The sequence below is a fragment of the Burkholderia sp. SRS-25 genome (genome assembly GCF_004343765.1).
In the GTDB taxonomy this organism is placed as follows: domain Bacteria; phylum Pseudomonadota; class Gammaproteobacteria; order Burkholderiales; family Burkholderiaceae; genus Burkholderia; species Burkholderia contaminans.
This window is the reverse complement of the sequence record NZ_PTXM01000037.1, coordinates 1-18,922: the sequence shown is the minus strand read 5'-3', so window position 1 is coordinate 18,922 and position 18,922 is coordinate 1. Positions and strand designations below refer to the sequence as shown.

Below are 18,922 nucleotides of genomic sequence, written 5' to 3'. Positions count from 1 at the left end.
GTCACCCGGCGGGCCGGAAAGCGGGTCGCATATCGGGCCGCAAGGCGCGCAACGGCGCACACGTATCGCTCATTCATGTTCCGCACTCCCCTTGCCGAGTTCGGCCTTCAGCACGAAGCTGTTCGACGCTGCGTATTCCTGGCCCGGCTTGAGCCCCTTCAGCACTTCGGTCGCACGTTCGTCACGCCGGCCCGTTTCGACGGCCTGCGCGACGAAACCCTTCGACGAGCGCACGAAGACGGACGGTGCGCCGTCGACGTCCTGCAGCGCGTCGCTCGCGACCGCGAGCGGCACGGCCTGCTTGCCCGCATCGACCGACACGTTCACGAACATCCCGGGCCGCCACACGCCATCCGGGTTCGGCAGCACGACGCGCGCCGGCGCAGTGCGCGTCTGTTCACCGAGCAGCGACCCCACGTACGCGATCGGGCCGCTCGAACGCGATTCGAACGCGGTTGCGATAACCGTCGCATCGCGGCCGACCCGCACGTCGTTCAACCGTTGCGCCGGCACGGCCATCTCGGCCCATACCGTCGACAGGTCGGAGATCACGAACATGCTGGCATCGGCGGCAACCGCTTCGCCCGGCGTTGCATGCTTCTCGACGATCGTGCCCGCGAACGGCGCGCGCAGTTCGTAGCGGTTCAGCGCGCCCGCGCCGACCGGCGCGTTCAGCGCGGCGAGCTTCTGCCGCGCGTTCTGCACGGCGATCTCGGCTTCACGCAACTGCACCTGCGCCTGCTGGTAGTCCTGCTCGGCCGAGATGCGCTCCTTCCACAGCGTGCGCTCGCGCTCGTAGGTCGCGCGCGCGCCCGACAGCCGGCGCTCGGCCGTCAGCAGCTCGCTGCGCCGGTCGGCGAGATCGGTGCTCGCGATCACGGCCAGCACCTGCCCCTTCGCCACGTTCTGCCCGAGCGACACCGACACCTGCTCGACGATGCCGGCCACGCGCGGCACCACGTGCGCGGTGCGATCCTCGTTGAACTTGATCTCGCCCGGCAACTGGAACGGCGTCGCGATCTGCGCGGGGCCGGCCTTCGCCAGCGCGATCTTCGAAGTCGCGAGCTGCGCGTCGGTCAGCGCGATCGCGCCGTCGGCGCGGGCGAACGGGAACGACGCCGATTCGTCGCCCGCCTTCACATCGATCGTCGCGTCGAACACGTGCGGCTTGCCGATCGACTGCGCGGACATGAACTTCTGGCCGGCCGCGTCGAAACGCAACGGCTCGTGCGTGCGGTCGTAGCGAACCAGCGTGCCGGACACGGTGACGCCCTTGTCGGCCGGCTTGCCGTCGACGAACGGATAGACGATGAGGCGCGCGTCGCCGGGCTTCTCCGTCATCACGATTTCGATGGACAGCTTGCCGCGCTTGAGCACGACACCGCCGCGCTCGCCGGCGGCTTCGGCGGATGAAGCGGCAACGGCCGCCGCCGACGCGGCCGCGCCGTTGCCGCCGCTGTTGCGCGTGACGCCGAGTGCGCCGATGACGATCCCGGCACTGCCGAGCACGACCGCCGCGATGATCAGGATTCTGCTGCGTGACATGGTGATCCTTCAGGTAAGAGTGGCATCCGTTCCGCTATTGCGCGACCGGCGCGAGCGGCGTGCCGACGAGCCGGCCGATGTCGGCGCGGGCCGTATGGGCATCGGCGAGCGCGCGCACGTATTGCGACTGGCCCTGGAACAGCGTGCGCTGCGCGTCGAGCACGTCGAGGAAGCTGAATTTCCCGAGCTCGTAGCCGCGCGACATCGCGTCGAGCGCGAGACGCGCTGCCGGCAGGATGTCGGCCTTCAGCCGCTGCGCTTCCTGCGCGGCGGCTTCGAAATTCGCGTATGCCTGCGTGAGGTCCAGCCGCAGGCGCGTGCGTTCGCGATCGAGATCGGCATTCGCGCGCACGGCCTTGTGCGTCGCCTCGAGCAGCGCGCCCTTGTTCGTGTTGAACAGCGGAATCGGGATCGACACGCCGACTACCGCCTGGTTGTCCGGCACGCCGCCCGTGGTCACGCGTTTCACACCGGCGCTGATCGTCACGTCTGGAATGCGCCGCGCGCGTTCGAGCGACACGGCCGCGTTCGAACGCAGCATCTCGGCGCGCGCGATCCGGGCAAGCGGAGAATCATCGAGCTGCGCGGTCAACGCGGACAGCGGCTCGACCGGCGGCACGGCTTCGAGGTCGCCCTGCACCGCAAGCCGGCCGTCGCGTGCTTCGCCCATCACCGCGTTCAGCTTTTCGCGCGCGACCTCGACATGGCCGCGCGCGGTCACGACTTCGATCTGCACGCCTGCCGCCGCCACGTGCGCCTTGGTCGCCTCGACCGGCGACACCTTGCCGGCCTGTGCGCGGCGGCTCGCGAGATCCGCGGAGCGCGCGGCGATCGCGGCCGATTCCTCGGTCACCTGAAGCTGGCGCTGCGCGGCCAGCAGCCCGTAGAACGCGGCGATCACGTCGGCGCGCACGACGGCGCCCTGCTCGTCGAGCGATGCATTCGCCGCTTCCCTGCCGTACGACGCGACATCGAGCCGCGCGCTGCGCTTGCCGCCGAGTTCGATCGTCTGGTTGATCAGCGCGGTCGACGTGCGCTCGGCGCGACGAAACCCTTCCTGCAGGAACGACACTTCGGGATTCGGACGCGCGCCGGCCTGCATCAGCGCGCCGGCCGACGCATCGACGTCCGCGCGGGCGCCGCGCAGCGCCGGATTGTTGCGGGCCGCGACCGATAGCGCATCGGCAAGCGTCAACGAGGGGGAAGGGAGCGTGTCGGGGGGCGGTGCGCCGATCGGCGCGGCGCTGCCGGAGGCAGCCGGGGCCGGCCCCGGCGACAGCGACGGCTGCGCATGAGCCGTCGCGGCCATCGCGAAGACGATGGCCACGGCGAGGTTGAGCTTGAGCATGTTCGGTTCTGCGGTAACGGTTCGCGACCGATGCTACGGTCCGGCCGCAGTGCGAACATGAGGCGAAGATGATATTTCCGTCATGTTGAGCGTGACGTACTCGCCGAATCGATGGGCATATCTGCCCTGATAGCCAACTGTACGCGACGTCCAAGCTCTCGCGTCCGATCGGACTATGCGGTCAAAGTTAATCGGATTCGTCGCATCGTTCCCGATCACTCGATTCGGTCACGTCAAAATCATAGAAATATTCTGCATTCGAAAATTTCGAACGAGTTCTATAGACATAGTCACTCGAAAATATGATTTTTCAAGATTCCGGGAACACGAACGCAACCATGCTCAGAATAATTTTCACGGCACTAATCGCCCTCATCGCAACGTCGTTCTTTTTCTTCACAGATGCTGCAGCAAAATGCCAGGAATCACAAAATCTGCCGTCACAGCAATTTTTCGTTGCATTCCCACCCAACAGTCACGAATTCTCCGAATCCGAACGAATGCGAATTGCACGATGGGTCTTGGCAATGAACACAAAATATCCAATACAAAACTGGATAGACATCATTGGCAGCGCGTCAAGAAGTGAAACCACCCCCGATCGACTCGCAACGAAACGTGCTGCCGCGACGGCGAAGTTGGTCATAGACGATGGCTTGATCAACGCGCCACTTCAGATAAAAACGCAAATTTATCCAGTCAACAGCACAACCGTGTCAACGTCGGAAACCCGTGAGGTCACCGTTCAAGTGAGCCCCGGCTGCCTCGACAACTGCTGTACGGGCCACTGACACGAACGCCGCCGCGCTTGCGTTTAACCCCACATATCCAGCGCTTTCGTGCGGGGACCCATCGAATCTATCCGGCAAGATTTCGATTTTCAAATCGATAATGATTCGAGCGAAATCGAAGCTATCAGGGGGTTCTCGAGAATCAGACAGCCCCTTGCTTCGCTCGCCGCCGCTGCACGAGCCAGTCGAGCAATTGCCGCCCGTCGCGCTCGCCGAACCAGCGAGCGTGACCGATCAGGTAGCCGTCGTACGCGATGTCGACGATCGCCGGCGCATCGATGACGCAGCCGAAATAAGCGACTTCCGACAGCGCGAACTCCGTATGCACGATCGGCAGCAGCGCGACCAGCGCCGCGTAGGCTTCGTCGCTCAGCGGTTCGAGCGATTCGTAGCCGTCGAGCAGCGCGTCGATCTGCGCGTACTCGACGCGCCGCGCATCGGCCGGCGCCATCCAGTCGACCGTATTGCGCTCGATCGCGAGTGCGAGATCCATCACCGCACAGGTGCGATCCGACAGCCCGAAATCGAGTACCGTCCGCACCTGCGCGCCAGGTCCTGCCTCGGTCCACAACAGGTTCGACGCATGCCAGTCGCCGTGTGTCCACAACGGCGTAAGCGCGGGCAGCAACGGCACGAGGCGTGCGTGATACGGGCCGATCGCGTCGGCCACGTCGCCGCGCCAGTCGCGCGCACCAAGCGCGCACACGAGCAGCGGCTGCGCGTCGACCCAATGTTCGAGCGCGCCCGCAAGATCGGCGGACGACAGCACGCGAAAGCTCGACAGCAGGGTCCGCACGGGCCGCGCCGGCGCATCGTAGCCGGCCGACGCGCGATGCAGCTCCGCCAGCGCGCGGCCGGCCGCGTATGCGTGCGAAGCATGCGTGAACGGCTGCCACGACATCACGCCGCGATACGGGTCGACGCCGGGCGCGCGCACGTGCACCTCGTAGGTCCAGTCGCCGGACGCGAATGCGGTCGCGCCGTCGCGGTCGGCAAGAATATCCACCACGGGCATCCCGCGTTCGCGAAGATGCGCGATGAAGCGATGCTCTTCCTCGAGCCCTTCCACATCTCGCAGGCTCACGTGATGACGCTTGACGAACAGCCCGCGCCCGTCCGTCATCTGGACCAGGACGGCCGCCGCGAACTGCCGCGGGCTGTGCCATGTGAGCCGCGCCGGCGCGCCGGCGCCGTCGATCCGCGCGAGCACCGCCGCCACCTCGTCGTGTGTCATCAGCGGCCAGTCGCGCTCGGCCTGTTCGCCGTCGACACCGAATTGCGGCGGCGCGACGTCACGCGACAGGGATCCGTCCGGCTCGAGTGGGAATGACATGAACGACGTTGCTCCGTGGTTGAATCCGAATCGGCGCGGAATCAGCGCGCGCCGCCGCCTGTTGCCAGCGCACCGCCGGCCGCCGCGCGCAGCGCCGCGGCCGTGCGACTCCAGTCGCGCCAGCCGACGACGGCCAGCCCGATGAACAGCGCATAGAGTCCGGCCGTCAGATACAGTTCCTTGAACACGAACATCCCGACGTACACGACGTTCACGACGATCCACAGCCCCCACGACGCGATGTAGCGCCGCGCGGTCCAGTATTGCGCGACGAGGCTGAACGCGGTCAGCGACGCATCGACGAACGGCAGCGCCGCATCGGTCCAGCGCGCCATCATGCCGCCGAGCAGCGCGCTGCCGGCGACGGCCGCGATCAGGTCGGGCAGCATCTGCATCGGCCGCACGCCCGTGACGGGTGCGACGTCCCCCGCCGGTGCCGCGCTGCCATTAGCCTCGCTCGCACGCTGCGCGAGCCAGCGTTGCCAGCCGTACACCTGCAGTACCGCGAACGCGCCCTGCAGCAGCATGTCCGAATACAGCTTCGCGTCGAAGAAGATCCAGCCGTACAGCGCAACCGACACGAGCCCGACCGGCCAGCACAGCATGCGCCGTTTCGCGGTCAGCCAGATCGCGAGCGCGCTGACGATCACGCCGGCGATTTCGAGTGGGGACATCGTCTGTGCTCTCCAGGTTAGCCGCCGGGGCCGCACATCACGCGGCCGGTTCCCGACGGTCAGAAATCATAGGTCAACGACACGCGCGCAGTGCGCGGCGCACCGGGGAACAGGTACGCATCGCCCTGCTGCTCGCCCGCGTCGCGCCAATAGAACTTGTTGAACAGGTTGTCCACCGACACGCGCAGCACCGTGCGATGGCCGCCGATCTTCGTCGTATAGCGCGCGCCGAGATTGAACACGAACCACGACGGCACGCGCGCGGTGCCCTCCTCGTTCGCATTGCGGGCCGCGCTGTACTCGACGCCGCCCAGCACGTTCAGCCCCGCGACGCCCGGCACCGCGTAATCCGCATACACCGTCGCGCGCAGCGCAGGCACGTTGATGATCTGGTGCCCTTCGTACGCCGGCGAACCTGAATCGTACGCACGCGCACGAATCGCCGCGACGCTGGCCGTCAGCCCCAGGCGCTCGGTCACGCGCCCGGCCGCGCCGAGCTCGATTCCCTGGTGCCGCTGCGTGCCGCGCTGCACGAACGTGTAAGTCGTGCCCGATGCGTCCGGGTCGGCGAACTGGAACGGCTTGCTGATCGAGAACACGGCGGCCGTGAGGCTCAGCCGGTCGAGCCAGTCGTATTTTGCGCCGACCTCGAACTGGTGCGATTCGACGGGCGGCAGGAACGCATACGCGTTGGTCGCGCGCACGGGCGCCTGGTCGCCGAGCGACAGCGCCTTGCTGTACGACGCGTACAGCGACAGCACGTTCACCGGCTTGTAGACGAGCGCCACCTGCGGCAGGAACACCGAGCGGTCGGTGTGCGTCGCGTCGCCGTCGAGGCTGCTCCAGCTGCGCTGGCGCAGCAGCACTTCCTTGCCGCCCGCGAGCACCTGCCAGTGCTCGCCGATGCTGATGCGGTCGAGCCCGAACACACCGTACTGCCACGCATCGAGGCGCGGATACGACGGGCCGGGCGAATTCGGCGACGGCGAGAACGTCGTGTCGGGCCCGTAGATGTTCTCGCTGCCCACGTAGTCGTACACGGCGTCGGCCATGCTCACGACGCGGCGCTGCACGCTCACGCCGAGCGTCAGCTCGTGCCGCAGCGGCCCTGTCGCGAACTTGCCGGTCGTGACCGCGCGCAGGTCGTCGTTGCGCCGATATTCGCCGGGGCTGCGGAAGTCGTACACGTCGTAGTCGCCGTTCGCACCGAAGAAGAACGGCGACGTCGCACCGGCCGCGCAGCTCGCCGCGTACGAGCAGCCGTACGCGAACGCGCTGTTGTCGTCGATCATCGTGCGGCTGCGGCCGGCGGCGATGTAGGCCTTCCAGTCGTCGTTGAACTGGTAGTCGAAGCGCGCATTCAGGTTCAGCGCGTCGGTCGTCACCGGCTTCGCCCACGGCTGCGTGCCGAGCGCCTTCGACGTCGTCTTGACCGACGGCACGACGGTGCCGCCGAGCAGCTGATAGCCGGGGGCGGAACGCTGGATCCACTGCTGGAATTCGGCGTTGAACTGCAGGCTCGCACGCGGGCTGATGTCCCAGTCGGCGGCGATCGAGCCGAACGTGCGCCGTCCGTTCGTGCCGTCGATATACGAGTGCATGTTCTCCTTCGCGGCATTGATCCGGAAGCCGAACTGATTGTCGGGGCCGAAGCGGCGGCCGAGATCGACGGCCGCCGACGTCGAGCCGCGGCTGTCGACGCCACCCGTCACGCTCGCGACGTTCGCCGAGCGCTTCGTCACGAAGTTGATCACGCCGCCCGGCGCGACGACGCCGCTGTCGATGCCGGCAAGCCCCTTCAGGATCTCGACGCGCTCCTTGTTCTCGAGCGGCACGTTCTGCTCGCCGGACACCGTGAGCCCGTCGATCCGGATCGCGCTCGCGAGATCGACCGGGAAGCCGCGGATCGCAAAGCCCTCGAAATAACCGACCGGCGCATAGTCGTTGACGACCGACGCGTCATTGCGCACGACGTCGCTCAACCGCTTCGCCTGCTGGTCGTCGAGCTGCGCGCGCGTGACGACGCTCACCGACGCCGGCGTGTCGCGCAGCGGCGTGTCGTCGAGCCCCGCGACCGACGCATTGCGCACGCGCAGCGCATTGCCGCGCTCGCCGCTCACCGTGATCGTCGGCAGCGTCGCGCTGCCGGCCGCCTCCGTGTCCAGCGCCGGCGTGTCGCCCTGCGCCGCGGCGGCCTGGGCCGCGAAAAGCGTGATGCCGAGACCGACGCCAAGCCCGACCTTCGCGCGCCGCCGCCGTGCGGGCGACGCTGTTGTTCTATTCACCGTCATTGTTCTGGATGGAAAACTCGCCACTCGACCCTGTCGAAACCCGTTACGAAGCTGCGAAGCGTGCCCGCGCGCGACATTCATCAGACGAACCGGACGATGCGGCACGCAAGCGGGCCGCTCGGTCGGGAAGGCGCAGGATGGGACATCGGATTCAGGTGACGCACCAGGCACCGACGCGGCCGTCGACGGGTTCGTCGGGGGCGTGTCGGGCGGCCGGCTGCATCGCACAGTCTTGTCGTGCGGGGGGACGCTTCGAACGCCTCGGTGCGGGCGCGACGCATTGGCGCGCACCGTTCGCTGGAACGGCGGCGTGCCCGTCGCGCGCGACATCGCGGCGCGGCGCGCATTTTACCCCGGGCGGGGCTGACCGCCCGGGAATCGGGCGAAACGGGAGGCGGAGAAGGCGTGAATGGGGGGAGCGCGATTCGCGCGGCACGACGACGGTGTCGATCAGCGCGTGACTTGCGTCGTGCGCGCCCGCTTCAATGAGCGGCGCCGTTTCGCGCCGGTCATACGGCCGGCAACCGGAGCGGGAACGTTCGCCCGCTCGCGATTCATCGGCCGTCTGCTCAGAACCCCTGCATCGTCACGGTCGGATCGACGACCAGGTGCACGACGCCGTAGATGACCGCGCCGACGAGCACCGCGAGGATGATCGCCACGAACGGCAGCAGCGTGAAGTTGACGTTGGCGAGATCGGCCGCGTGCGCCTTGCTGTTGCGTACGCCGAAGAAACTCCACAGGACCAGTTTGATCATGCCGAGCAGTTTCATGATTGCGCTCCTTTCATCTATCGGTTGACGCTATCGTCGATCCGACCGGCATCCGAAAAAAGAAGCAGTTGCGCGCGCTTTTCGCGCAGCAGGCCGTCTGCGGCGGCATGTCGCATGCGTGAGTCAGCGGTCGAGAACGAGCAGTTCCGTCCCTTTCGCGGGCCGCGCGACGCACAGCAGCGCGCAACCGGGTTCGACCTGTGCATCGGGCGCCTGCTCGTAGTCGACCGCGCCGGACAGCACGCGCGTCGCGCACGTGCCGCACGACCCGGAACGGCATTCGGACGGCACGTCCACACGCTGCCCTTCCGCGAATTCGAGCAAAGAACCGTCGGCGGGCGTCCACGCGGCTTCGCGGCCAGTGCGCCGGAAGACGACCGGCACGCTCGCCGCCGCCGGCGTGGCAGACGTGCGGGTCGCGCTGCGTGCCACGCTCGACGGCCCGAACGCCTCGAAACGGATGCGTTCGTCCGGCACGTTCAGCGCGCGCAATCCGTCGTACAAGTCGCGCATGAACGCCGACGGCCCGCAGAGGTAGAAATCGTAATCGTCGAACGAAAGGATTCGCTTCAGCTGCGCGACGTCGATGCGGCCGGCATGCGCTGCCGAGCCTTCGTGAGGATGACTGTCGAACCAGTGAAGCGACAAGCGCGCGTCGGCGGCTGCGACGCGTGCCAGTTCCTCGGCGAACGGTCGATCGGCTGCTTCACGCGCACCGTGTACGAACACCACGCGGCGCGAAGGTGGCGCGTCGGCCAGCGCACGGCGCAGCATCGCGATCATCGGCGTGATGCCGATACCGGCCGACACGAGCACGGCCGGGCGCGGGCTCGCGAGATCGAAAGAGAAGCGGCCGCGCGGCATCTGCGCGTCGAGCGTCATGCCCGCGTGCGCGTGATCGTGCAGCCACGCCGAGACGCGCCCTTCGCGCTTCACGGCGATTCGATAGAGCGCGCCGCCCGGCGCATCGGAGAGCGTGTAGCTGCGGATCGCCGGCGCATCGCTGCCCGGCAGCGGGATGCGCAGCGTCAGGTGCTGCCCGGCTTCGTAGGCAGGCAGTGCGCCGCCTTCCGCCGGTTCGAAATGGAACGAGCGGATCGCGCGCGCTTCGTCGACGATCTTCACAACGCGCAGTGAGCGCCATGCGGGTGCCGACGTCGATGCGGTGCGCAATGCCGATGCGGATTCGCGTGCGGATGCGGATGCGGATGCCGATGCGGATGCGGATGCGGATGCGGATGCGGATGCGGATGCGGATGCGGATGCGGACGGTACCACCACGCCTGCCCCTGCGGTTGCGTTTGCGCCCACACCCGCCGCCATCGCCGCGAACTGCGGCGCACGCTCGACCGCCGACCACCGGAACGGCAGCACCGCGCGCATGTGCCGCACCTCCCGCACATGGAACCGCACGACCCGCTGCGCGCCGTCGAACGACGCGACGAGCGGCCCGTCCCACACGATCTCGGCGCGCGCGGCCACATACAGCAGGTCGCCGTTGTCGAAATCGACGAACAGCAGCCCCGCGCGCGGATCTTGCTGCAGGTTCCCGAGCGTGTTGAAGAAGCGGTTGCCGCTGAAATCCGGCGTCGTCAGCGTGCGTGCATCGTCGACACGCACGAAGCCCGGCATCCCGCCTCGATGCGATACGTCCGCGCCGCGCGCGGCGCCCGCATCCGCCGACGTGTTCGCGCTCGCGACGAAGAACGTATCGGCCTGCGCCAGCAGCGCGCGATCGGCGTCGTTCAACGCATCCGACACGTCCGGCTCGGCAAACGCATCGGCTTCCCGTGCGACGAACGTCGGCTTGCGCCCCTGGATGTACTTCGCACAGTTGCCGAAGCTCTGCTCGACCGCGATCGTCAGCGCATCGCCGTCCACCGCGCGCACGACGCCGTTGACGCGATTGCGCCGCCGCGTATCGAATTCGATCCCGAGGCCGCCGAGCGGCGCGCCCGGCTGCCACGCGCCGGCCAGCGGATCGCCGGGCAGCGCGCGCGCCGCGATGCGCAGCGTGCGCGGATCCGGCGACGTCACGAAGCCCGGCGCGGCGGCCCGCAGCGTCGCCCACGGCTGGCCCTGCGCATCGACACCGCCGAGCACGAAGAACGGCAGTTGCGCGAAAAACGTCCGGTGCTGGTCCGGCATGAAGCGCCGGATCCCGCGCCGGCCGGCCGAACCCGCGGCCTCCGTCACGCCCGCGCGCTGCTGCACGGCGAGCTCGCCCGCGTGAAACGGCGCAGTGTCGAGTTCCCAGCCTGGTACGACGGCGGTCGGGGTGTTCATCACGTTCTCCCTGGACAGGCCCGGCTTCGGTGGGCGTTACGCGGCAAGCAGGCCCGCGCGCGTCGTCGGCATTGCGACGAAGCCCGGCAGCGCCTCGATGCGCGCGAGCCACGCACGCACGTGCGGATACGGTTCGAGCGACACGCCGCCCTCCGGCGCATGCGCGATGTACGAGTAAGCGGCGATATCGGCGATCGTCGGCTGCGCGCCGGCCGCGAACGGCTTGCCGGCCAGCTCGCGGTCGATCACGTCGAGCACCTTCGCGGCCGTGCGCTTGGCGGCCTCCTGGTCGAGCTTCGCGCCGAATACGGTCACGAGCCGCGCGGCAGCCGGCCCCGATGCGATCGGCCCCGCCGCATACGACAGCCAGCGCTGCACGAGCGCCGCGCCGGCCGGATCGTCGGGCAGCCAGTGCGCGTCGCCGTAGCGCTTCGCGAGATACACGAGGATCGCGTTCGAATCGGCGATCACCGTGCCGCCGTCGTCGATCACGGGCACCTGCCCGAGCGGATTGAGCGCGAGGAACGCCGGTTCGCGCTGCGCGCCGGCCGCCAGATCGACGTCGACGGTCTCGGACGGCAGGCCGAGCAGCGACACGAACAACCGGACGCGATGGGCGTGCCCGGACAGCAGGAACGAATAGACGCGGATCGGCGAGGCGGGCTTGCGGGCGGCAGACATGGAAACACTCCGGAATCTCGCGCCGCCGGGGATCGGCGACGAACGACTGCAGCGTAACGCTCGCCGTTCGTCACCAGAAGACGGATAATCGCGGAAACATTATCCTTTCCCATAGGACAATCAACGATGGCCGATCTGCGCGACGTGAACCTGAACCGGCTGGCGATCTTCGTCGCAGTGGTCGACGCCGGCTCGCTGACAGCTGCGGCCGAGCGGCTCGGCCTGGCGAAGACGGTCGTCAGCACGCACATGCAGCGCCTCGAATCCGAGGTCGGCGCGAACCTGCTGGTGCGCACGACGCGGCGGCTGAGCGTGACCGACGCGGGGCGGGCGTTCTACGACGCGTGCCGCGACATCGTGCGCGCCGCCGAAAGCGCGCTCGACGCGGTGTCGTCCGATGCGGGGCCGCTGCGGGGCACGCTGCGCGTGAGCGTGCCGATCGACTACGGCGCGCTGGTCGTCGCGCCTGCCGTGGTCGCGTTGCGCGACCGGCATCCGGGGCTCGACGTCGAACTCGTCGCGAACGACCGCGTGGTCGATCTCGTCGCGGAGAACCTCGACGTCGCGATCCGCATCGGCCGCCTCGCCGATTCGAACTATCGGGCGGTGCAGCTCGGCACGTACGAGAAATGGCTGGTGGCGAGCCCCGCGTTCGTCGCGCGCCACGGACGGCCGCAAGATCCGGATGCGATCGCCGCGTTGCCGTTCGTGATGCTGTCGACGCTGCCGCACTCGCATACGGTCAAACTGGAAGACGCGAACGGCAACACCGCTTCCGTGCGCTGTGTCGCGCAGGTCGTGTCGAACACCGCCACCGCGTGCCGCGCGATCGTGCTCGCGGGCGGCGGCTTCGGGCTGCTGACGGATTTCTCGACCGCCGACGACGTCGCAGCCGGCCGGCTCGTGCGGCTGCTGCCCGCGTGGCGCTCGGCGCCGGCCGGGATTCACGCGGTGTATCCGTCGACGCGGCTGCCTTCGCCGAAAGTGCGGGCGTTCGTCGATGCGATGAAGGCGAGGATCGGGGAGACGGCGGGCGCGCCGGTGGGTGCGACGCGAGCGAAACACACGAGCAGCTGATTCCGGATAGCCGGCCCCGTCCGGCATGCCCGCCTGCAATCCCGTCGCTTTAACTCACCTCCAACATCCTTTCTGCAGGCTTTCGCATTAAAAACGAATATGCCCTTTATTATTCAAAAAAATCGGTTTTTGTATTTTCCGTTTTTCTACTAATCTTGTTCCCAAGCAACACGATGATTTGAGTTTACCGAAACGCTTCAATTCCTTCCTTTGTTCAATCAAGGAGCCTGAAATGCAAAGCGCCGCAATTTCGTGGGGAACCGCGCCGGTGATCCGCGTCTAGACGGCCAGCGGCAACAAGATCACCGAGCGCTGCTGCGACGACCAGCACGGGTACGCGCGGCAGCTATACGGGTTCGTGATCGAACGTGCCTGGGGCGCGATGATGTTCGCGCCACGATCGGCGCAATGCGAACTGAAATTCGCATTGCGTCGCTTTTTAATTTCATTCACATGGCCTTCATCAATTCATCGCCATATGGATTCATAATTTAAAACAATGAATTTTATTTAAATTGGTTTTACAACAAAAAATCGCCGGCCTTCCATTTATGTAACAGACGATTAAATCACGCAGGAAGACGACACGGCACCCGGTGCGCTGTGCCGCCATCGCTTTATTTTCATTTTCAACCGGCGTTGCGAAAGCGCGATGCCTTCCGGTTACCCGATCTCCCGCAACGTCCCCAACAGCACCTTCCTGCAACTCGCGACCATCTGCGCCTCCGGATCGCGATAGTCGGTGAGCAGCCACGCCGCGCCGACGTTCGTCATCGCGCCGACGAGCGCGAGCCCGATCAGCCGCTGCTCGGTGCGCTCCGCAGACGTTGCCGCTTCGCGCGGCGCGCCGATCGCCATGATCAGCTTGCCGAAGTCGATCAGCATGCGCTGGTAGGTCATGTCGGTGTCCGCGCTCACGCCCATCACCTCGAGCAGCAGCACGCGCGCCGCGCACGGGTCGCGCAGAAACGCAAAGAACGCGGCGAGCCCCGCGTCGACGCTCTCGCGCAGGTCACCGCCGCGCTCGGCCACCGCCCGCCCGACCGCGTCGTGCAGCTGCTGCGCATGATGCAGGTAGGTGCAGCGCAGCAAATCCTCGGTGCTGTCGAACGCCGCATAAAAATAGCGATCGTTCAGTTTCGCTTCCTGGCAGATCGACCGCACGGTCGCCTTGCGGAACCCGACCGTGCCGAACACGCGCGTCGCTGCGCGAATCAGCGCGTCGCGCCGCTCCGCGGCCCGCACCTCGGGAGCCACGCCACCATACGACCGGCCCCTTTTTTCCGTTTCGAGTGCTTTCTCCATTCCGCTATTTGACATCAGGACACCCGAAAACTAAAGTGGTGACGAACAACACCACATTAGACGCGCCGCCGGCGCAGCGCAAGCGGAACGGGAGGAGCAACGCATGAACGGGTTTTCCGGCAAGGTCGCCGCGATCACGGGCGCCGGTTCGGGCATGGGCCGCAGCCTCGCGGTCGAGCTCGCGCGGCGCGGCTGCGAGGTCGCACTGAGCGACGTCAACGACGTCGGGCTCGCCGGCACGGCGGCCGCCTGCGCGCAGCACGGCGTGCGCGTGAGCACGCGGCGGCTCGACGTCGCCGACCGCGATGCGGTGTTCGCATGGGCCGATTTCGTGCGCGCGGAGCACGGCAAGGTCAACCTGATCTTCAACAACGCGGGCGTGTCCCTGGCCGCGAGCGCCGAGACCGCACGCATCGCCGATCTCGAATGGATCGTCGGCATCAACTTCTGGGGCGTCGTGCACGGCACGCAGGCGTTCCTGCCGCATCTGCGCGCATCGGGCGACGGGCACATCGTCAACACGTCGAGCCTGTTCGGCCTCGTCGCGATGCCCACCCAAAGCGCGTACAACGCGACCAAGTTCGCGGTGCGCGGCTTCACCGAGGCGCTGCGGATGGAGCTCGAACTCGACGGTGCGCCGGTGAGCGCGACCTGCGTGCATCCGGGCGGCGTCGCGACGAGCATCGTCGACGCTGGCCGCGTCGACACCAGCATCCATGCGCTCACGGGCCAGGACGAAGCAACCCATCGCCGCCAGGCGAACCGCCTGATCAACGCGACGACGGCCGACGACGCCGCGCGGCAGATCCTCGCGGGTGTCGAGCGCAATGCGCGCCGCGTGCTCGTGGGCGCCGATGCGCGCCGGCTCGACCGGATCGCGCGCGTGCTCGGCGCCGGCTACCAGTGGCTGATGCTGCGCCACGTACGCCGCGCCCGGGCCCGCAACCTCCGACCGAAGGAAGTCCCTGTGGGAGAACGCGCGCGTGCCCCGGCCGCGCTCCCGACCACGCCGACCAAGGACCCCGCATGACCTCGACGACGACCGACCGGCGCGACGCGCCGCCCGCCCCCGACGCCCGTGGCGACAGTTACGACCTCGACGTGCTGATCGTCGGCGCCGGCCTGTCCGGCATCGGCGCGGCCTATCACCTGAAGCAGCGCTGCCCGTATGCGAGCGTCGCGATCGTCGAGGCGCGCGACGCGATCGGCGGCACCTGGGACCTGTTCCGCTATCCGGGCGTCCGTTCGGATTCCGACATGTTCACGCTCGGCTACAGCTTCCGGCCGTGGCACAGCGACAAGGCGATCTCGGACGGCCAGACGATCCTCGACTACATCCGCGATACCGCACGCGCGTACGGCATCGACAAGACGATCCGCTACGGCCAGAAGGTGGTCGCGGCCGACTGGGACTCGAACCGCGCGCGCTGGACGGTGCGCATCGAGCGCACGCAGGGCGGCGCGACCGATACGCTCGTCTACACCTGCCGTTTCCTGTTCATGTGCAGCGGCTACTACGACTACGACGCCGGCTACCTGCCCGACTGGGCGGGGATGGACACGTTCGAAGGCAAGCTCGTGCATCCGCAGCACTGGCCGAAGGACCTGTCGTACGCGAACCGGCGCGTGGTCGTGATCGGCAGCGGCGCGACGGCCGTCACGCTCGTGCCGTCGATGGCGGCCGATGCGCAGCACGTGACGATGCTGCAGCGCTCGCCGACCTACATCGTGTCGCTGCCCGCGCGCGACAGGATCGCGAACGCGTTGCGCCGCGTGCTGCCGTCGCGGCTCGCGCACCGGCTCGTGCGCGTGAAGAACGTACTGCTGACGATGTACCTGTACAACGTGTCGCGCCGCAAGCCCGACCGGACGAAGCAGTTCATCATCCGCGCGGCCAGCAAGCAGGTCGGCCCCGGCTTCGACGTCGCGAAGCACCTGACGCCGCGCTACATGCCGTGGGACCAGCGCGTGTGCCTCGTGCCGAACGGCGACCTGTTCAAGGCGATCCGCTCGGGCCGCGCGTCGATCGTCACCGACGAGATCGAGCGCTTCACGCCGACCGGCCTCAAGCTGAAGAGCGGCCAGCAGCTCGACGCCGACGTGATCGTCACCGCGACCGGGCTGAAGGTGAAGATGCTCGGCGGTGCGCGCGTTACCGTCGACGGCCGCGCGGTCAACCTGCCGGACACCGTGTCGTACAAGGGCATGATGTACAGCGACGTGCCGAACCTCGCGTCGTCGTTCGGCTACACGAATGCGTCGTGGACGCTGAAGGCCGAGCTGATCGCGCGCTACGTGTGCCGGCTGCTCAACCACATGCGCGCGAACGGCTACGACACGTGCGTGCCGCGGCTCGGCACCGGCGACCTCGGCAACGTGCCGGCCGTCAACCTGAGCTCGGGCTACATCCAGCGCGCGGCCGGCATCCTGCCGAAGCAGGGGCACAGCAAGCCGTGGAAGTTCCATCAGAACTACGTGCTCGATCTCGCATCGCTGAAGTTCAGCGGACTCGCCGATTCGGCGATGCAGTTCGAACGCCGCGCGAAAACCGGGCCGGCCGCGACGTCGCCGGTTGCCGAACCCGCACTCGAAACCCGTTGAGGCCGACATGACCCATACGCTCCATCTGATCCAGAACGTGCTGCTCGGCGTCGTCGCGGTGCTCGCCGCGCTCGCGCTGTTTACCGGCTACGTGGCCCGCCGCGTGACGCGCGCGTTTCCGCCCGAAGGCCGCTTCGTCGACATCGGCGGCGACCGCATCCACTACGTCGAATACGGCAACGGCCCGCCGATCGTGTTCGTCCACGGGCTCGCGGGGCAACTGCGCAATTTCGCGTACCTGCCGCTCGCGCGGCTCGCGCAGCAGCATCGCGTGATCCTCATCGACCGGCCCGGCGCCGGCCGCTCGCTGCGCGGCGCGGGTTCGCAGGCGAACGTGTTCGCGCAGGCCCGCACGGTCGCCGCGTTCATCGACGCGCTGCAGCTCGACAAGCCGGTGCTGGTGGGCCACTCGCTCGGCGGCGCGATCGCGCTCGCGGTCGGCCTCAATCATACGGACCGCGTGAGCCGCCTCGCGCTGATCGCGCCGCTGTCGCACGAGCAGAGCGAGCCGCCGGCACCGTTCAAGCCGCTGATGCTGCCGTCGCCGCTGGTGCGCCGCTTCGTGTCGTGGACCTTCGCGATTCCGCTGACGATCCTGACCGGCCGCAAGGCCGTGCGCCAGGTGTTCGCGCCGGAAGACGTGCCGCGCGACTTCCCGGTCAAGGGGGGTGGACTGCTCGGGATGCGCCCGCACGTGTTTTACGCAACGGCGACCGACCTGCTGTCGGCGCCGGTCGACCTGCCCGCGATGGAGCGCCGCTACCCGGACCTCGCGCTGCCGGTCGACGTGCTGTACGGCCGTGCCGATCCGATCCTGAACTGGCGCGAGCACGGCGAAGCGCTCGCGAAGAAATCGGCGCGCGTGCGGCTGAAGGTCGTCGAGGGCGGGCACATGCTGCCGGTCACGATTCCGGAGGCCACCGCCGACTGGTTGCTCGAAGTCGCCGCTGCGCCGGCCGAGGTTGCCGCGCCGTCGGCACGCATCGCGTAGGCCGAAACCGTGTAACAGGGCCTGATTCCGTGCCGTGCCGCCGGCACTGCGGCGGAATCAGGCTTCGTCGTCGGGCAGCGACAGCCCGAGATCCGAGATTACCTCCCGCGCGCTGCGGAACGCCTCGACCGCGGCCGGCGCGCCCGCGTACAGCGCGCTGTGCAGCAACACCTCGCGGATCTCGACGAGGCTCGCGCCGTTGTTGAGCGCACCGCGAACGTGACCCTTCAGTTCCGTGCTGCGGCCAAGCGCCGCCAGCATCGCGCACGTGCACAAACTGCGCGTCTTCAGGTCGATCCCGCCCCGCTGCCACGTGCTGCCCCACGCGTGCTCGTTCAGCCAGTCCTGCAGCGGCCGCGAAAAACCGTCGAGGTCACGCATCGCACGCTCGACGAACGCCTCGCCCATCACGTCGATGCGTCGCGCCTTGCCGTATTCCCTGTCCTGTTCGCTCATGTCCGTGTCCTGTGTGGAGTCGTGGTTGTTGCGGCGTCGCCGGCAGCCGGGGATGTCGCGCCATGTTCATCGGACCGGCGCGTTTCGTCAAAGATGCGGCCCTCGGTTCGAGGCGCCCGTGTCACGCAATATCGAACGCTACGTAACATCACGCCGCACGTTACGGCGGCGCGCGGGAACATCGCATCCGCCGCGTCGGCGCACCCTGCGTGCCCGTCGCGCGAAAGCCCCGTTACACCGTTTAAATCGCGCGTATATTCCCGATTCCCGCAACAAAGCGCGACATCGTTTCGGGAAAACTACCGTGGCGCGGAATTTGCAGTGGTGGCTTGGACACACTTCCAATGTCGAGGCCAACATGCACAAACTCTTCAAGAAGACGACGGTAACGATGGCCGTCTCGTCGCTGCTCGCACTCTATGGTTGCGGCTCGGTCGATGGACCGACGACGCCGCCGACGATCAAGCCGAGCACGTCCGGGTCGGGCGGCAGCTCGGGGACTTCGGGGTCGTCGGGGTCTTCTGGTACGTCGGGTTCGTCCGGGACGTCGGGTTCTTCTGGTACGTCGGGCTCGTCCGGGACGTCGGGTACTACTTCGGGTACTTCCGGCACCTCGGGTACCTCCGGCACCTCGGGTACCTCCGGCACCTCGGGCACCTCCGGCACCTCGGGTACTTCCGGCACCTCGGGTACTTCCGGCACCTCGGGCACCTCCGGCACGTCGGGTACTTCCGGCGCGTCGGGGCCGGCCGGCGCGGCGGGGCCGGGCG

General features: G+C 67.7%; 15 protein-coding genes and 1 pseudogene. 5 read left to right on the top strand and 11 right to left on the bottom strand.

What is annotated here, in order from left to right; all coding sequences use genetic code 11:
- Positions 1-69: 69 nt before the first annotated feature.
- Together C5O79_RS35685 and C5O79_RS35680 are read right to left on the bottom strand one after the other, a co-directional pair.
- Positions 70-1,545, bottom strand: coding sequence for an efflux RND transporter periplasmic adaptor subunit (locus C5O79_RS35685; RefSeq protein WP_122475047.1), 1,476 nt, complete (start codon positions 1,543-1,545; stop codon positions 70-72).
- Between the two features lie 34 nt (positions 1,546-1,579).
- Positions 1,580-2,893 carry a TolC family protein gene (locus C5O79_RS35680; RefSeq protein ID WP_122475045.1) on the bottom strand — a complete coding sequence of 438 codons (1,314 nt, stop codon included), beginning with the start codon at positions 2,891-2,893 and terminating at the stop codon, positions 1,580-1,582.
- Between the two features lie 338 nt (positions 2,894-3,231).
- On the opposite strand from C5O79_RS35680, the gene C5O79_RS35675 reads away from it, so the two are divergent.
- A complete protein-coding gene (locus C5O79_RS35675) occupies positions 3,232-3,684 on the top strand; it encodes a hypothetical protein (RefSeq protein ID WP_131932218.1) in 453 nt (150 codons plus the stop codon).
- Positions 3,685-3,826: 142 nt separating this feature from the next.
- Here C5O79_RS35675 and C5O79_RS35670 read toward each other — a convergent pair whose 3' ends face one another.
- The 6 genes from C5O79_RS35670 to C5O79_RS35645 form a co-directional block, all read right to left on the bottom strand.
- Positions 3,827-5,017 carry a phosphotransferase gene (locus C5O79_RS35670; protein WP_122475043.1) on the bottom strand — a complete coding sequence of 397 codons (1,191 nt, stop codon included), beginning with the start codon at positions 5,015-5,017 and terminating at the stop codon, positions 3,827-3,829.
- 41 nt (positions 5,018-5,058) lie between these two features.
- Positions 5,059-5,691 (bottom strand): nicotinamide riboside transporter PnuC, encoded by a 633-nt coding sequence (gene pnuC, locus C5O79_RS35665; RefSeq protein ID WP_047851735.1) that lies wholly within the window; start codon positions 5,689-5,691, stop codon positions 5,059-5,061.
- Between the two features lie 59 nt (positions 5,692-5,750).
- Complete coding sequence (locus C5O79_RS35660; RefSeq protein ID WP_122475041.1) at positions 5,751-7,982, bottom strand: TonB-dependent siderophore receptor; 2,232 nt, start codon at positions 7,980-7,982, stop codon at positions 5,751-5,753.
- 569 nt (positions 7,983-8,551) lie between these two features.
- Complete coding sequence (locus C5O79_RS35655) at positions 8,552-8,755, bottom strand: DUF2970 domain-containing protein (RefSeq protein ID WP_046549365.1); 204 nt, start codon at positions 8,753-8,755, stop codon at positions 8,552-8,554.
- Between the two features lie 123 nt (positions 8,756-8,878).
- Positions 8,879-11,041 carry a pyridoxamine 5'-phosphate oxidase family protein gene (locus tag C5O79_RS35650; protein WP_131932215.1) on the bottom strand — a complete coding sequence of 721 codons (2,163 nt, stop codon included), beginning with the start codon at positions 11,039-11,041 and terminating at the stop codon, positions 8,879-8,881.
- A 36-nt stretch (positions 11,042-11,077) separates the two neighbouring features.
- Positions 11,078-11,722 carry a glutathione S-transferase gene (locus C5O79_RS35645; RefSeq protein ID WP_046549363.1) on the bottom strand — a complete coding sequence of 215 codons (645 nt, stop codon included), beginning with the start codon at positions 11,720-11,722 and terminating at the stop codon, positions 11,078-11,080.
- A gap of 126 nt (positions 11,723-11,848) precedes the next feature.
- On the opposite strand from C5O79_RS35645, the gene C5O79_RS35640 reads away from it, so the two are divergent.
- Positions 11,849-12,799, top strand: a complete 951-nt coding sequence (locus C5O79_RS35640; RefSeq protein WP_046549362.1) for a LysR family transcriptional regulator — start codon at positions 11,849-11,851, stop codon at positions 12,797-12,799.
- Between the two features lie 663 nt (positions 12,800-13,462).
- On the opposite strand, the gene C5O79_RS35635 is transcribed toward C5O79_RS35640, so the two are convergent.
- Positions 13,463-14,104: a TetR/AcrR family transcriptional regulator gene (locus tag C5O79_RS35635; RefSeq protein WP_235442078.1), complete on the bottom strand. Its 642-nt coding sequence runs from the start codon at positions 14,102-14,104 to the stop codon at positions 13,463-13,465.
- 103 nt (positions 14,105-14,207) lie between these two features.
- On the opposite strand from C5O79_RS35635, the gene C5O79_RS35630 reads away from it, so the two are divergent.
- From C5O79_RS35630 to C5O79_RS35620, 3 genes are read left to right on the top strand one after another with little or no spacing between them, the layout of a single operon-like run.
- Positions 14,208-15,134 carry an SDR family NAD(P)-dependent oxidoreductase gene (locus C5O79_RS35630; protein WP_131932213.1) on the top strand — a complete coding sequence of 309 codons (927 nt, stop codon included), beginning with the start codon at positions 14,208-14,210 and terminating at the stop codon, positions 15,132-15,134.
- Positions 15,131-16,705 (top strand): NAD(P)/FAD-dependent oxidoreductase, encoded by a 1,575-nt coding sequence (locus tag C5O79_RS35625; RefSeq protein ID WP_124471714.1) that lies wholly within the window; start codon positions 15,131-15,133, stop codon positions 16,703-16,705. The genes C5O79_RS35630 and C5O79_RS35625 overlap by 4 nt, the downstream gene beginning before the upstream one ends.
- Positions 16,706-16,712: 7 nt before the next feature.
- Positions 16,713-17,696: an alpha/beta hydrolase gene (locus C5O79_RS35620; protein ID WP_131932211.1), complete on the top strand. Its 984-nt coding sequence runs from the start codon at positions 16,713-16,715 to the stop codon at positions 17,694-17,696.
- 57 nt (positions 17,697-17,753) lie between these two features.
- Here C5O79_RS35620 and C5O79_RS35615 read toward each other — a convergent pair whose 3' ends face one another.
- Complete coding sequence (locus tag C5O79_RS35615) at positions 17,754-18,152, bottom strand: carboxymuconolactone decarboxylase family protein (RefSeq protein ID WP_046549358.1); 399 nt, start codon at positions 18,150-18,152, stop codon at positions 17,754-17,756.
- Positions 18,153-18,569: 417 nt separating this feature from the next.
- Positions 18,570-18,922: pseudogene (locus C5O79_RS38965) on the bottom strand (highly repetitive protein); the annotation flags it as partial.